This is a genomic window from Enterobacter sp. Sphag1F (assembly GCF_014193275.1).
In the GTDB taxonomy this organism is placed as follows: Bacteria; Pseudomonadota; Gammaproteobacteria; order Enterobacterales; family Enterobacteriaceae; genus Pantoea; species Pantoea symbiotica.
The window spans coordinates 293,679-308,770 of the sequence record NZ_JACHZD010000004.1 but is presented as its reverse complement, the minus strand read 5'-3'; the positions used below and the strand labels follow the sequence as shown (position 1 = coordinate 308,770).

12 protein-coding genes are annotated in these 15,092 nt (G+C 55.6%); 7 read left to right on the top strand and 5 right to left on the bottom strand.

Features of this window, described 5'->3' with window-relative positions:
* Positions 1-2 precede the first annotated feature (2 nt).
* The 5 genes from FHW71_RS14960 to FHW71_RS14940 form a co-directional block, all read right to left on the bottom strand.
* On the bottom strand, positions 3-569 hold the full coding sequence (locus FHW71_RS14960) for a peroxidase-related enzyme (protein ID WP_179452163.1): 567 nt from the start codon (positions 567-569) through the stop codon (positions 3-5).
* Complete coding sequence (locus FHW71_RS14955) at positions 566-1,048, bottom strand: hypothetical protein (protein WP_179452162.1); 483 nt, start codon at positions 1,046-1,048, stop codon at positions 566-568. Before FHW71_RS14955 ends, FHW71_RS14960 begins: the two co-directional genes overlap by 4 nt.
* On the bottom strand, positions 1,045-2,499 hold the full coding sequence (locus FHW71_RS14950) for an NAD(P)/FAD-dependent oxidoreductase (protein WP_179452161.1): 1,455 nt from the start codon (positions 2,497-2,499) through the stop codon (positions 1,045-1,047). Before FHW71_RS14950 ends, FHW71_RS14955 begins: the two co-directional genes overlap by 4 nt.
* Before the next feature lie 297 nt (positions 2,500-2,796).
* The gene (locus FHW71_RS14945; protein ID WP_179452160.1) at positions 2,797-3,756 is read right to left on the bottom strand and encodes a LysR family transcriptional regulator; all 960 of its coding nucleotides are present in this window, start codon (positions 3,754-3,756) and stop codon (positions 2,797-2,799) included.
* A 100-nt stretch (positions 3,757-3,856) separates the two neighbouring features.
* Positions 3,857-4,765, bottom strand: a complete 909-nt coding sequence (locus FHW71_RS14940; protein ID WP_179452159.1) for a LysR family transcriptional regulator — start codon at positions 4,763-4,765, stop codon at positions 3,857-3,859.
* Between the two features lie 130 nt (positions 4,766-4,895).
* Here FHW71_RS14940 and FHW71_RS14935 point away from each other — a divergent pair, with 130 nt between their 5' ends.
* From FHW71_RS14935 to FHW71_RS14905, 7 genes are all read left to right on the top strand, one after another.
* Positions 4,896-6,206, top strand: coding sequence for an MFS transporter (locus FHW71_RS14935; protein ID WP_179452158.1), 1,311 nt, complete (start codon positions 4,896-4,898; stop codon positions 6,204-6,206).
* A 14-nt stretch (positions 6,207-6,220) separates the two neighbouring features.
* Positions 6,221-7,309, top strand: a complete 1,089-nt coding sequence (locus tag FHW71_RS14930; protein WP_179452157.1) for a tartrate dehydrogenase — start codon at positions 6,221-6,223, stop codon at positions 7,307-7,309.
* 140 nt (positions 7,310-7,449) lie between these two features.
* The gene (locus FHW71_RS14925; RefSeq protein ID WP_179452156.1) at positions 7,450-8,856 is read left to right on the top strand and encodes an MFS transporter; all 1,407 of its coding nucleotides are present in this window, start codon (positions 7,450-7,452) and stop codon (positions 8,854-8,856) included.
* A 412-nt stretch (positions 8,857-9,268) separates the two neighbouring features.
* Positions 9,269-9,451, top strand: coding sequence for a general stress protein (locus tag FHW71_RS14920; protein WP_007893075.1), 183 nt, complete (start codon positions 9,269-9,271; stop codon positions 9,449-9,451).
* 509 nt (positions 9,452-9,960) lie between these two features.
* Complete coding sequence (locus tag FHW71_RS14915; RefSeq protein ID WP_179452155.1) at positions 9,961-12,243, top strand: autotransporter outer membrane beta-barrel domain-containing protein; 2,283 nt, start codon at positions 9,961-9,963, stop codon at positions 12,241-12,243.
* Between the two features lie 168 nt (positions 12,244-12,411).
* Positions 12,412-13,029: a glutathione S-transferase gene (locus FHW71_RS14910; protein WP_179452154.1), complete on the top strand. Its 618-nt coding sequence runs from the start codon at positions 12,412-12,414 to the stop codon at positions 13,027-13,029.
* Between the two features lie 10 nt (positions 13,030-13,039).
* Complete coding sequence (locus FHW71_RS14905) at positions 13,040-15,082, top strand: pyridoxamine 5'-phosphate oxidase family protein (RefSeq protein ID WP_179452153.1); 2,043 nt, start codon at positions 13,040-13,042, stop codon at positions 15,080-15,082.
* Positions 15,083-15,092 lie beyond the last annotated feature (10 nt).

Below are 15,092 nucleotides of genomic sequence, written 5' to 3'. Positions count from 1 at the left end.
CCTTATTTGTTCAGGTCAGCATGGCCAAGCACATGCATCAGACGGTTGGCCCAGCCAAAAATGGCGATGGCGTGGATCAGATCGATAATCTCCTGATCGTTCATGCCGACCGCGCGCAGTGCCGCCATATCCTCGGCGCTGGCTTCGGACGGCGTCACCGACAGGCGACGGGCAAAACGGTAGATCGCCGCATCACGCTCGCCGAGCACATCCGCGCGATCAAAGTAGATGGCGCTCACCACCGCATCACTCTCTGCCAGCTGCGCATGGCGACGCGCATGTACCACCGCGCAATATTTGCAGCCGTTGACGATCGACGCACCCAGCGCACCGAGTTCACGATCCGCACGATCCAGCCCGCCATCGACATACATAATGGCGTTGAACAGCACCGTACGCGCCACGTAGCTGTCGGGATCGTGCGCTAACGTGCGCACATATTCGGAGATCTTCTTGTTGGATGGCGTCACTTTCATCGCATCGAGCTGCGCGGGCGTGGCATCTGCCACCTCAACCGGCGCGATATACGGATGCCAATGCAATGGCTTGAGATTAACTGACGGAATCATGCAGACCTCAACAAACGTAATCCGGCCGCGACGCGCGTCTGGAAGTTAACAAAAGCGATCAGCTCGGAGAGCGCCACAATCTGCGGATTGCTCAAGCCAGCCTGTTCCAGCAAGCGAATGTGCTGCTCGGTGGCGTTCATTGGCTGCTGGGTAACGAGATCGGCGTGGCGCGCAATCGCCGCCAGCGGTTCTGGCAGATCGCTTGCGCCTGCCGCCAGCGCCAGCAGCGCCTCGGACGGCTGCAACGCCGCCAGCTGCGCCTGATAATCCTGTTGCAGCTCGGCATCGTGGTTCAGCTGCGCCATACGCTGCGCCAGCGCCAAACGCACATCCGGCGCTAAGCCCTGATCGTCGTTTGGTGCCAGCACCGAGATGCGACACTGTTCCGCGCCATCAACAAATTCCGGGCGCAGGCGGCGCGTGCCGTACAGCGCATCTTCAGCGTTTAAGCCGACTGCGCGATCAATTGCGTCACTCACTGCGCGTTCTCCTGGTTGAGTAAGGGCGTGGAATCCACCCATTCATCGCCCTGCAATTCAGGGGTATCAAAAGCCTGTAAGTTGGCGTAATGCTGCTCGACGTCTTCGGCAAACAACGAAGCGGTGATGCCGCGCACCAGACGATCGGCACCGGCGCTCACCGCCGGAATATCGCCGGAGACTTTGCCGTGCGTCAGCATCGCGGCATCGTTGAAGCAGTGAATATGCGCCAACAGCGGACAGGCGCCTGGCATCAGTTCGCGGAATTCAAAAGCGGGGCCGAGATCCGGCGCTTCCAGCAAACCGGGACGCGGCGCGCCCATTTCTGGCTGATAGCGTCCGTCGCGCCAGCTGCGGATATGCGGCGCGATGGCGGCAAACTCCGGGCGACCGTGGAAATCGTTGCTAAAGCCGGTCGCAGCAATCAGGAAGTCATAGCAGAACGGGCCTTGCGTGGTTTCGATTAGCAGGCCATCGGCTTCTTCTTTCACCGCTTTGATGCCGCAATCAAGCAAAAATCGGGCATTGGCATGACGCGACACGCGCAGCGTTGAGGAGCGCGGCGGCGGCGTTTGCGTGGTGGCGGTGTAATCGACAAACTTCCACTTCCACGCGTCCGGCAACTGATGCATGCCGTGCACCACGCCCTGGCTGCCGATGCCGGTCATTTTGTTGATGCGCGGCATCTGCTTACGACGAATCAGCAGATCCACCGCGCCCGCGCCGTTTTCCAGCGCGGTGGCGGCGTTATCCATCGAGGATGCGCCCGCGCCAATCACCGCAATGCGTTTGCCTTTTAGAGCTGAGAAATCAATGTCGTCGGCGGAGTGCGCCCAGAACTGGCGGCTAATGCCTTGCAGGAAATCCGGCACGGCGAAACCGCCAAGGCCAGAACGTCCGGTGGCCAGCACCAGACGGCGGGTATAAATGCGGCCGGTTTCGGCACCGCTGAGATCGAGGGCAATCAGATCATCGGCAAAGGCAATGTTGTTGATGCGCACATTGTTGCGCACCGGCAGATTCAGCACCTTGCGATACCAAATCAGGTAATCCATCCACTGCGCTTTGGGAATTTTATCCAGCTCTTGCCAGGCTTCTTTGCCCCACTGCGCGGTGAACCACGAGCGGAACGTCAGTTGCGCCATGCCGAGCGCCGGGCCGTGCAGTGATTTCGGTGAACGCAGCGTTTCCATGCGCGCAAAGGTCACCCACGGACCTTCCAGCCCGGCGGGTGCGGCGTCATACGCCACCACATTGCTGATGCCGGTGAACTGCAATTTCGCCACCGCCGCCAGACCGCACATGCCCGCGCCGATCACCACCACGTCACGCACCGGCGCGCCATCCTGGGTGCGCTCGGGCACCCAGGATTTCGCGGGCAGTTCAAGATATTCCAGATCCTGCTGAAGCTGAGCTTCCAGCGCGGCAAGGCCATCGGCGGCATAAGTCATACACGTTTTCCCAGAAATAAGCGGCAGCCAGAATGCGGACGAAACCACTAAAGCGCGTTAGTGACTATGCATTTCCATTATCCTGATAACACATAGTTAATGGGTAATAATCATCAAAACGCATAGTAAGAGCTAAGGCTTCGCATAATCCTCTTGCCCTAAAACAGAGTCAATATTCTCGCTCAGCTTTTGACCAATGGATTTCTTATATCTTATGCCGGAAATGTTATAAGCGGATTTGACGTTCGTACGTAGGGTCGCCATTCATGGCGACCTTGTTAACCACCGCACCGTCCATTAATCCTGATTAATCAATCGCATAATGCGCGGATGTTCACTGGCGGGCAGACGCTCAAAACCCGGCAACAGAGTGGCGGCAGCATCCGCCAGGGCCTCAATCAAGGCCTGCGCAGCCGTTGAAATTTGCCGTCCCTGCGGCGTAATCACGCCAAAATAGTAAGGAATATCCTCCTCCAGTGGACGAATCGCCACACCGGCCAGCGGCATGCCCCACGCTGTGACAGGTTCGAGGATCGCCACGCCAAGCCCGGCGCGCACGCAGCCAAGAATATTGGCGGAGGAGTTGGTTTCGATGGTTTCGTGCAGCGGCGTTTTGACCTTTTTCAACGCTTTTTCGTAGCGTCCGCGCAGCCGCTGCGGGCTCCACGGCGCAATCAACCGCCGTCCCGCCAGGCTGCTCAACGACAGTTGAGATTGCGCAGCCAGTTCATCGTTCTCCGGCAACGCCACCACGCACTGCGACTGCCCAATCCAGTGCAGCTCCACCGCGTGATGCTCCAGCGGCAAACTGCATAAACCGAGATCGGCTTCGGCGGTGATCACCGCATGCGCCGTCTGCACCGCCGATTCGCTGATAATTTGTACTTTGTTCTGCAAATTGAGCGCGGCCAGCGCCTGCGGCAGCAAACCCGCCGCCAGTGCAGGCGTGGCGGCAATACTCAGCGGACGATGTTGCTGATGGGCGATCTCCTGCGCGCGCAGGCGAATCTGCTGCAATGAGAGCAGCGCTTTCTGCACGTATTGATGCAGCTGCAGCGCCTCTTCCGAGGGATGAATACGCGGCCCGTTACGGATAAACAGCGGATAACCCAGCGATTGTTCCAGCTCCTGGATCAAACGCGACACCGCCGGCTGCGAGCGATTGAGCGCCTTCGCCGCCGCGGTGACGCTACCGGCAGAGATCACCGCCGAGAAGGCTTCCAGCTGCCGCAAATCCAGGTCGTTTAAAATAGTCATCGCGCGATTTTTCCCTAACTCATTGATCGTTCCCGACATTGGCGCGGGAAATATTCCATCATAGAGAGAGTAGTGGGAATTAGCCACCGGCTGGATGAGGCTATAATTTCGCCGTCAGCTCACGCTGATGCTCATGCAGCAAACCCAGCATATCCAATAGAAAACTATCTTCGTTGCCCTTCTGCCAGGCAATACTCAGCGGCAAACCTTTAATCTCTTCAGGCAATTCCAGCGCGATATAACTGACGCTGTCGCTGTTCATGGTGCGATACGAAGCGGGCACCACCGCTAATCCCAGTCCGGCAGAAACCAGGCTCAGAATGGTTTGCTTCTCTTCGGCGAACTGGGCGATATGCGGCGTGAATCCTGCCAGTTTGAACAGGCTCATGGTGAGATCGTGACTGTGCGGGCGTGTGCGACGGTCGGGAATGATCATCGCTTCATGCTGAAAATCGGCCACTGCCACTCGTGCGCGCTGCGCCAGCGCATGCTGGATTGGCACCGCCAGCACGCAGCTTTCGCGGGTAATAAAGCGCACTGCTAATGTCGCATCAATACTTTGCGGCTCGCGAATAAAAATCATATCCAGCCAGCCCGACTTTAATTTCGGAATTAAATTAATCGTTTTGTCTTCAATAATATGAATATCGCTGTGAGGATGCAGCGGAACAAATAAATTAAGTAACGCCGGAACTAATCCACGCGCGGCACTATCAATTGCACCAATACGTAATGTGCGACGTTCATCTTTTAATCCCACTTTAAAACGTTTAGCCAGCGCATCAAATTGATCGATTAATTTGCTGGCATCGTCAAAAAAGAGTGCGCCTTCGGCGGTTAATGAAACATTACGCGTCGATCGATTTAACAGACGCACGCCAAGGTCCTCTTCCAGTAAACGAATGAAGCGAGAAAGTGACGCAGGCATCATTTCCATCTTATGTGCTGCGCGGCCAAAATGCAGTTCTTTACCCACCGCAACAAAGCAACGCAATTGATTTATATCCACATTCCCCTCACCCGTTGATTATGCAAATAGTTTATATAATCCACATCTGATGATAAGCCAAAACAAAACTGCATACTGAACTCGATTACAAAAAAATAACACCACCCTACACAATCTGGAGCACTTTAATATGAACTCTCACCTCGAAAAAAGGGTGATGCGTAAAGTGACGTTACGCATTGTGCCCTTCATCATGCTGCTCTACTTCATCGCTTTTCTCGATCGCGTCAATATTGGTTTTGCTGCATTAACCATGAATCAGGATTTAGGTTTCTCGCCCACGGTATTTGGCTTTGGTGCCGGAATCTTTTTCCTCGGTTATTTTCTGTTTGAAGTACCGTCGAATTTAATTCTGCATAAAGTCGGCGCCCGCATCTGGATTGCGCGCGTCATGATCACCTGGGGATTGGTTTCCGGCTGCATGGCTTTTGTGCAGGGCACCACCAGCTTTTACGTGCTGCGCTTTCTGCTGGGCGTGGCGGAAGCCGGATTCTTCCCCGGCATCATCCTCTATCTCAGCTACTGGTTCCCGGCGGCGAAACGGGCGCAGGTCACCGCCATCTTTATGGCTGCCGCGCCGCTTTCCACCGCGCTGGGATCGCCAATTTCTGCTGCGTTACTGGAGATGCACGGCCTACTGGGCTACGCCGGTTGGCAATGGATGTTTGTGCTGGAGGCGATTCCGGCGCTGCTGTTCGGCATCGTGGTGCTGTTTTACCTCACCGACCGCCCGGCAAAAGCCAAATGGCTAACCGATGAGGAGCGTACGTGGCTGGAAACCACCATGCAGGCCGAAGAGCAGGCGCGCGCCGTCAAAAATAGCCACAGCAGCGCATGGCGCGGACTGATGGATAAACGGGTGTTAGCGCTGGCGCTGGTTTACTTCGGTACGTCAGCGGGTTTGTACACGCTCGGCATCTGGTCGCCGCAGATCATCCGCAGCTTCGGCGCATCCTCGATGGAGATCGGCTTCCTTAATGCCTTCCCGGCGGTGATCGGCGTGATCGGCATGATCCTGTGGGCGCGCCACTCCGACCGCACCAAAGAGCGCAGCTGGCATGTGATTGGTGCCTGTTTGCTGGCGGCGGCTGGCCTGATTTATGCCGGTAACGTCAGCACGCTGTTCACCGTGATCATCGCCCTGACGCTGGTCACCGTCGGCATCAGCGCCTCAAAACCGCCGCTGTGGAGCATGCCGACCTTATTCCTGAGCGGCCCGGCGGCGGCGGCGGGCATCGCCACCATCAATTCCATCGGCAACCTTGGCGGCTTTGTCGGCCCGATGATGATTGGCGTAATCCGCCAGCAAACCGGCAGCTATACGTGGGGCCTCTATTTCGTGGCGGGACTGCTGGCGCTGTCGGCCATTGTGGTTCTGCTGCTCGCCGCCAGCGGTAACCGAGCGCAAACGGCGAAAATCCCTCATCCTCATACTCATTGATCTGGAGAAACAACATGCGTAACTATTCGATTGCCGCAATCCCTGCGGATGGTATTGGCCCGGAAGTGATCTCTGCTGGCGTGGAAGTGCTGCACGCGTTGACGCGTCACGATCCTCAGCTCAAGTTCAACGTGCAGACTTTTGACTGGGGCTCGGATTACTACAAGCAACACGGCGTGATGATGCCGGAAGATGGCCTGCAAACTCTGAAGAAGTTTGATGCGATTTATTTTGGCGCGGTCGGTGCGCCCGACGTGCCGGATCACATCACGCTGTGGGGTTTGCGTTTGCCAATTTGTCAGGGCTTTGACCAGTACGCCAACGTGCGTCCCACCAAAATTCTGCCGGGCGTCACCTCACCGCTGCGCAATCGTGGCCCCGGCGATCTCGACTGGGTGATTGTGCGGGAAAACTCAGAAGGCGAATATTCCGGTAACGGCGGCCGCGCGCATCGTGGTTTGCCGGAAGAAGTTGGCACCGAAGTGGCGATCTTCACCCGCGTTGGCGTGACGCGCATTATGCGTTATGCCTTCAAACTGGCGCAGTCGCGTCCGCGCAAGCTGCTGACGGTGGTGACCAAATCCAACGCCCAGCGTCACGGCATGGTGATGTGGGATGAGATTGCCGCCGAAGTGGCGCAGGAGTTTCCGGACGTGCAGTGGGACAAAATGCTGGTCGATGCGATGACGCATCGCATGACGCTGCATCCGCAGAGCCTCGACACCATTGTTGCCACCAATCTGCACGCCGATATTCTGTCGGATCTGGCCGGTGCGCTGGCGGGCAGTTTAGGCGTTGCGCCTACCGCTAATATCGATCCTGAACGTCGCTTCCCGTCGATGTTTGAACCGATTCACGGCTCGGCTTTTGATATCACCGGCAAAGGCATCGCCAATCCGATCGCCACGTTCTGGACGGCGGTACAGATGCTGGAGCATCTCGGCGAGCGCGACGCAGCGGCGCTGATTATGCAAGGGATCGAATATGTCTGCGCGCAGGGCATTCTGACACCGGATGTTGGCGGCACGGCGAATACCGCAGAGGTGACGAAAGCGGTGGTGGCGTTTATTGAGGCCAAAGCTAACGTGGCTGAAGCCGTCTGATTTAATCGGGTGAGCATTGTTGTGGTCGCCATGAATGGCGACCCCACGACGGCATCAACATTTTGCTAAACAATTCGGTTTGCACCTGCCGCGCTTTTCATTAAAAGTCTTTGCATCCTTCTGTTTTCGCAGGTCCTCGCATGATCGACTCAGGCAGAGAAGCCAAACCGAATTCCCATCATACCCTGCTGTTAGCGTTATTGGTTGCAGTGACCTTCTTTATGGAAAACCTCGATGCCACGGTGATCACCACCGCGATTCCGCAAATGGCGCGGGATTTCGCCTCCAGCCCGGTGGCGCTGAACATTGGCGTCAGCGCCTATTTACTGGCAGTGGCGGTGTTCATTCCGATGAGCGGCTGGCTGGCGGAGCGCTTTGGCGCGCGTACCGTTTTTGCCAGCGCCATCCTGATTTTCACTCTCGCCTCGATCCTATGTGGATTGAGCGACACGCTCGCGATGTTCACGCTGAGCCGTATTCTGCAAGGCATAGGCGGCGCGATGATGGTGCCGGTCGGTCGCATGGTGGTGCTGCGCGTCACTGAGAAAAAGGAGATGGTGAAAACCATCGCCTTTATTACCTGGCCGGGTTTGATTGCGCCGGTGCTCGGCCCGCCGCTGGGCGGTTTGATTGTCACGTACGGGCATTGGCCGTGGATTTTCTGGCTCAATATTCCGCTCGGCATCCTTGCCATCATCGCCACCGCTTATCTGGTGCCACAGTTCAAAGCTGAACAGCGGAGGCCGTTTGACGTGCGCGGCTTTGTGCTGACCGCCACCGCCTGCACCTCTTTGATTATTGCGCTGGAAGCGCTCGGGCAGATGCATCTCAATTTTGGTATTCCGTTGTTGCTGCTTGGCGTGCTGTGCAGCTGGCTGGCGTATCGTCACAGCTTCCGCCATCCGCAGCCGCTGCTGCCGTTTAGCGCGATGAAAATTGCCACCTTCCGCAATGCGGTAATTGGCGGCTCGTTCTTCCGCGCCTCAATCAATGCAGTGCCCTATTTGCTGCCGTTGCTGTTTCAGCTTGGCTTTGGCTGGAGCGCGGCGCAGGCCGGAGCCATGGTGTTGTGGGTATTTGCCGGCAATCTGGCGATGAAACCGGCCACCACCTGGCTGATGAAACGCTGGGGTTTTCGTCGCGTGTTGATGATCAATGGCGTGATCAGTTTGGTGGCGATGCTCGGCTGCTTGCTGCTTAAGCCATCGCTGGGTTACTTCGCCATCGCCGTGATTCTGTTTATCGGCGGGCTGTCGCGCTCGCTGCAGTTCAGCTGCTACAACAGCCTGGGCTTCGCTGATGTGCCGCAAAGTAAGATGAGCGATGCCTCGGTGGTATTTAGCATCTTCTTCCAGTTCAGCATGAGCGCGGGCATCGCGTTGGCGGCGTTGTTCCTGCGCGCATCGATGCTGTGGCAGGAACATAGCGAAATCGCGCAGAGCGATATTCATATCGCTTTCGCCGGTGTGGCGTTGTTGGTGCTGTTGTCGCTGTTTGACGTGTTGAGACTGGAGAAAAATGCCGGTGCGCAAGTGCTGGTCAAATAATATTCGCGCACTATTTAACGTTAAAAACGTTAATAGTGCGCTTCGCTTAAAAATAATCACTTTCACATAAGGATTTATATTTTTTACACCCATTTTAAGATAATGACTAATGATGCGAATGCTTACCAAATCTTAAGTAAAAAACGAAATATCAGGAATGCTGATTAATTTCATCACATTGAAAGAGAAAAATTTTAAAGGCGAAGCGGCAATATATTTATATTGACCAGAGGAGCACGCAAAAATAATTATTACCCGCCTCTATCACTCCTTTGCAGACAGAAAAATTCCTCAGCATTATCAAGGAAGATGAGATAACTCCTAATTACCCGTTGTTGTGCGTTAGGCTTTAACGACTAACCTTAAGTGGTAAGTGAAATATGCGTTATCCCCTTTATCTGAGGTATTGATTATGACAACACCACGTGGCGGTTCTGGCAATTTTGCCATGGACCCAGAAAGAGCTCGCGAAGCGGGTAAAAAAGGCGGCCAATTGAGCGGCGGGAATTTTCGAAATAATCCTGAACGTGCAATTGAAGCAGGACGAAAAGGCGGTAAGAAAAGCCGTCGTGTCGTCGATAAATCACCCGAATAACTTTGTTGCGGCTATTAAAATTATTAGCCGCAATCTTTTTATTATCAGAAGATAAAAACCTACGAAAAATAACACCCCGTCTTTATAAAAATTCCACTTTGAGACGTTTCTCGTTGCTAATAATGGAGACAATTAAATAACAAAAACATCAAACCGCCATATACCCTCAATAAATATCGCACCAAATAATCTTCTTGTTTTTATTTTATCGCTCACCTACACTCCGCAAAAATAATTCACCGCAGTCATCACTAATATAAACCATAACTCTAAATAGTTACTTATTACTTAAATAGTCTTCTCAAAACGGCAGAAACATAAACTTCGCCGTGCGGGAGAACAATTATTGGATTGCCTGTTATTTATAAAAACATACCTCTGAACGGTGAGTATTCCTGCTGTAATTTTTAAACAACGGAGATCACGTGCACACTCAACGCCGCTTCAGAACGATTATCAAAAATCACTCTATCCCATTAATTAGTATCCTATTAATAGCGAAAACACCCTTGCAAACCGCCAGCGCGGCGAGCAGTGTCATTGCGCCAGATAGCTATAGTCACATACTTAACTATTCGGACGATTACGTTATTAGTTCGGGTGACACTATTAATTCCAACTCAGCGAAAAATGACACACTTTCAATTAACGATCCCAACTTAGCGCTGTATGGTCCTGTTGAGTCGGTTTCGTTACACAATTACGGAATCATCAATAATGGATTCAACACTCATAATTTAGCCGCCGTTTCATTTTTCACCAAAGACGGCAAGCTTGATAACAGCGGTAACATCAGCGGCTGGGACTTCAGCGTCATTATGGCTGGCGGAAAAAGCGCGATCGTAAACAACGGGCAAATCATTGCCAATAATGGCGTTGCACTGTTGAGCTTTGCCGATGAAACCGCGCTGCTTAATAACGGGGTAATACAGGGTTACACCAGCGCGATTGATGCGGAAAACAGCACGAGGGTACGGATTACCAACCTGGGTAATATCACTAGCCAGCAGCAGCCCGCTGTAATTCTGCACAGCGATAGCCAACTCTCTAACGCCGGTGTCATCGCCAGTCAAAATGCTCCCGCGCTATTACTAACCGGTTCTGGCAACGCCATTACCCTGAGTAATCACTCTGCCCTGAACGGCGGCAGCAATATTGCGCTGATGAGCCAGGGTGAAGCTAACCACTTGATTTTGGAGGGTGATGGCAGTGAGAACGGCAATTTCTTCGCCGACACGGCCCAGCACGGATTGTCTGCCATTACCTCCACAGCCAGCAGCCGCTGGGCGCTTAATGGTGATGTGGCGTCCTGGGGCGCGAGTGACGATGTGATGACCATTGCCGGGCAGTTACAACTGGCGGGACATACGGTGATTGCCGGCGGTGGCGGCGCGACCGTGCAGCCGGGTGGACAATTACAGCTGATGAACGGCGGCACGCTCACCGGCAACCTCGTCAATAACGGCGAGATTAGCGTTAATCCGGGAAACAACTTTCACGGTAATCCCTTTGTGATCAAAGGCAATTACACCGGTAATGCCAACAGCCAGCTCACCTTTAGCGGAGCCTTAGAGGACGACAATTCGGCGCTGAATCCACTGGTGATCAACGGCAACACCGCTGGTACCAGCCAGGTTACGGTGATTAATACCGGCGGCAACGGCGCACAAACCCAGCAAGGTATAACGCTTATCAAGATTAATGGCAGTTCCGCTGCTAATGCCTTCGTGCAGAAAGGTCGTATCGTGGCGGGCAGTTATGAGTACTTTTTGCAGCAGGGAACGCCGAATGCAGCCAACGATCAAAGCTGGTATCTGCGCTCTTCTTTACCGCCTGCAGCACCGATCGTTATGCCGATGGCAGCGCCGCAAACCAGCGCGATCCTGCGACCCGAAGTGGGCGCTTACGCAGCGAACATGGCCGCCAGCAACACACTCTTTATCCATCGATTACAGGATCGTCTCACTGCAACTGCGGCGGGATCGTCAATGTGGTTACGTCAAACCGGTACGCAGCAGCGTGCGCAAGCGGGAAGCCAGCTTACTGATCGCAGCAACCAATATATGGTGCAGATGGGGGCCGATCTGCTGACGCTGCAAACCAGTGAACAGAGTGCGCTTCACCTCGGCGTCATGGCGGGCTACGGCAACCATCACGGCAAAACCACTTCACGTATCACTGGCTTTGCCACTGAACATACACTTAGCGGTTACAGCGGCGGTATCAGCGCCACCTGGTATGCGGATGAAGCTCGCCGTTTAGGACTCTACAGTGATAACTGGCTGCAATTTAGCCGCTTTGAGAATCACGTGAAGGGAGACGATTTAAGCGCTGAAACCTGGCGTTCGCAAGGCGTAACGGCCGCCACCGAATGGGGCTATCGGGCAGTATTTTCGCTGAGCGATCAAACCCAACTGCTACTGCAGCCGCTATTACAGATCGCATGGATGAATGTGCGCGCCAGCGATCATCAAGAGCAGAGCGGCAGCTCAGTGCGTTTCACCGGTGATGGCAATGTTGCAACCCGCGTCGGCGTCAGAGTGGAGCTGCAAACGAGCCGGTTAACGCCCTACGCTGAAGCCAGCGCGTTGCACAACAGCCGCGCTTTTGGCGGCCAAATGGACGATCGCGTGGTGGAAATTGAGGGAACGAAGCACATTGCTGAAGTGAAAGCCGGTATTCGCGCCGACCTGTTTTCTGGTCTGGAGATCGCTGTTGAGGGCAACGCGCAGCAAGGCACGGATCATTATAGAAATCTGGGCGGTGCGCTCACGCTGCTGGCACATTTCTAAGAGTGCTTATTGCCCTCCGCCTGTTGCGGAGGGCTTTATTGCCTCCCACGATTCTTCCATTTTTCGCAACAATGACTTCGCTAACCCGGCTATTCTGCCGCTGAATGGTCTGTGCGAACCTTAGTTATCACCGGGGCTCATCCCGTGCAACACCTAAGGAACCGCAACATGAAACTCTATCACTTCCCGCTTTCTGGTCATGCTCACCGCGCACGTCTGTTCCTGTCGCTGCTGGATTTGCCGCATGAGGTTATCGATGTCGATCTCAAATCTGGCGAGAACAAAACGCCGGAATTCCTCGCCATGAATCCGTTTGGTCAGGTGCCGGTGCTGGAGGATGACGGCGTGTTTATTGCCGATTCCAACGCCATTCTGGTCTATCTGGCGAAGAAAAGCGGTCGCAGCGAATGGCTGCCGGAAGATGCAGCTGGCGCGGCGGCAGTACAGCGCTGGCTGACCGTTGCTGCCGGAGATATCGCCTTTGGTCCGGCAGCGGCGCGGTTGATTACCGTGTTTGGTCGCCCGTTCAATTCCGAAGAGGTGATAGCCCGCGCACATCTGGTGCTGTCACGCATTGAGCAGCATCTCGAAGGCCGTGAATGGCTGGTCGGCGATGGCCCGACAATCGCTGACATCGCGCAATACAGCTATATCGTCGGTGCGCCAGAAGGCAATGTCGATCTCTCCGGCTATCCGGCGGTGAACGCGCTGCTGCGTCGTATCGAAGCGCTGCCGGGCTTTGTGCCCTTCCCCCAAACTGCGGCTGGCCTGCGCAGCATCGCCTGAGTCCACCATTATGAGCAAGAAACTACCGGTTTGGCATCAGGGTGAAATCGCGCTGCAGCAGCAGGCGGGCGTGGCGGAACGCATGGCGGAAGTCGGCCAGCGGGTGATCCGCGATCACATGCCCGATCAACATCGAGACTTCTACGCACAGCTGCCGTTTATTGTGGCGGGCAGCGTTGATGCGCACGGCGATGCTTGGGCCACGCTGCTGGAAGGCCAACCCGGTTTTGTCTTCTCGCCGAATGCCACCACGCTGGATATTGAGGCGCGTCCGCATCAAGGCGATCCGGCGGCGGCGGGCATGCAGGATGGCGCGCCGGTTGGGCTGCTCGGCATCGAGCTGCACACGCGGCGTCGCAACCGCATGAACGGCGTGCTGCAGACGATTGGCGGCGGTTTTCGCGTGCAGGTGCAGCAGAGTTTTGGCAACTGCCCGCGCTATATCCAGCTGCGTGATTTTCACTATGCCCGCGATCCCGCCGAACCTTATCGCGGTGAGGTGGAAACCCTGAGCGCGCTGGATGATGCCGCCCGCGCCACCATCGCCGCGGCGGATACCTTCTACGTCGCCACCTATGCCGAACGTCAGGTTGATGCCTCGCATCGTGGCGGTAAAGCGGGCTTCGTGCGCGTCAGCGAAGATGGGCTGCTAACCATTCCCGACTTCAACGGCAATCTGTTTTTCAACACGCTCGGCAACATTCACCAGAATGGCAAAGCGGGATTGCTGTTTATTGATTACGCCAGCGGCGACACGCTGCAACTGAGCGGCGAAGCAGAAGTGATTCTCGACTCGCCAGAGATCGCTGCCTTTCAGGGTGCCGAACGGCTGTGGACGTTTCGCCCACGCCGCATCGTGCGTCGTCGTGCCGCCCTCGCCTTGCGCTGGCTAACGCCTTCGGATGGCGCAGCACCCAGTTCGCTGATGACCGGCGACTGGCAAGCCGCCGACCAGCGCCTACGTGCGGCGGAGCTGGCAGCGCGCTGGCGTCCGTTCAAGGTGATGAAGGTGGTGGATGAGAGCGCCACCATCCGCTCGTTTCATTTGATGCCGGATGATGGCGCGGGTTTAGTGCCGCATCTGGCTGGTCAACATCTGCCGATTCGCGTGCAACTGCCCGGAATAGATAAGCCGCTGATGCGCGCCTATACACTTTCGGTTGCGCCGTCGGATGGCTTTTACCGCATCAGCGTCAAGCGTGATGGCGCGGTTTCGCGCTACCTGCACGATCATCTCCACATTGGGGATACGCTGGAAGCGCGTGCTCCGGCGGGTGATTTTACTATTGATGCCAGCGAACCACGTCCGGCGGTGCTGCTTGCCGCTGGCGTGGGCATCACGCCGATGCTGGCGATGCTGCGACATCTGATATACGAAGGGCAGCGCAAACAGCACCTGCGCCCAACGTTCCTGTTTCAGTCGGCACGCAGCAAGGTCGAGCGCCCTTTCGTGCGCGAACTCGACCAGTTGTTGGCGGCGGCGCATGGCGCGGTGAAACTGGTGCGCGTTCTGAGCCAGACGGCGGATGCAGAAGCAGATATCGATTACGATTTCGCAGGCCGCATTGATATGGCGCTGCTCTCGCAGGTGCTGCCTTTTAACGATTACGACTTCTATCTGTGCGGTCCACCGCAATTCACGCAAGCGCTGTACGACGGGCTGCGCGCCTTCAATATCGCCGATGATCGCATTCACGCCGAAGCTTTTGGGCCGTCGTCGCTGCAGCGTTCCCGCGATGTGGTGGCCGAAGAAAAACAGCTATTGCCGGTAGCAACGCAATCGGTGCCAGTGAAGTTTATGAATTCACTTAAAGAGGCGCGCTGGACGCCAGATGCCGGTTCGCTGCTGGAGCTGGCGGAAGCGCGTGGCCTGAGCCCGGCTTATAGCTGTCGCGCCGGACATTGCGGCAGCTGTAAAACCAAACTGCTGCAAGGCGCGGTGACTTACTCAACGCCACCGAGCGCGCAAGTGGCGGATGATGAAGTGCTGATCTGCTGCGCAAGACCGGCGCAGCAGGAAGGTGAGGTGCAGGCGATTCAGCTGGCGCTGTGAGACGCCAATT

Coding starts and splice junctions, on each gene's coding strand:
- FHW71_RS14960 (WP_179452163.1), bottom strand. CDS start 569: ATGATTCCGTCAGTTAATCTCAAGCCATTGCATTGGCATCCGTATATC.
- FHW71_RS14950 (WP_179452161.1), bottom strand. CDS start 2,499: ATGACTTATGCCGCCGATGGCCTTGCCGCGCTGGAAGCTCAGCTTCAG.
- FHW71_RS14945 (WP_179452160.1), bottom strand. CDS start 3,756: ATGACTATTTTAAACGACCTGGATTTGCGGCAGCTGGAAGCCTTCTCG.
- FHW71_RS14935 (WP_179452158.1), top strand. CDS start 4,896: ATGAACTCTCACCTCGAAAAAAGGGTGATGCGTAAAGTGACGTTACGC.
- FHW71_RS14930 (WP_179452157.1), top strand. CDS start 6,221: ATGCGTAACTATTCGATTGCCGCAATCCCTGCGGATGGTATTGGCCCG.
- FHW71_RS14925 (WP_179452156.1), top strand. CDS start 7,450: ATGATCGACTCAGGCAGAGAAGCCAAACCGAATTCCCATCATACCCTG.
- FHW71_RS14920 (WP_007893075.1), top strand. CDS start 9,269: ATGACAACACCACGTGGCGGTTCTGGCAATTTTGCCATGGACCCAGAA.
- FHW71_RS14910 (WP_179452154.1), top strand. CDS start 12,412: ATGAAACTCTATCACTTCCCGCTTTCTGGTCATGCTCACCGCGCACGT.
- FHW71_RS14905 (WP_179452153.1), top strand. CDS start 13,040: ATGAGCAAGAAACTACCGGTTTGGCATCAGGGTGAAATCGCGCTGCAG.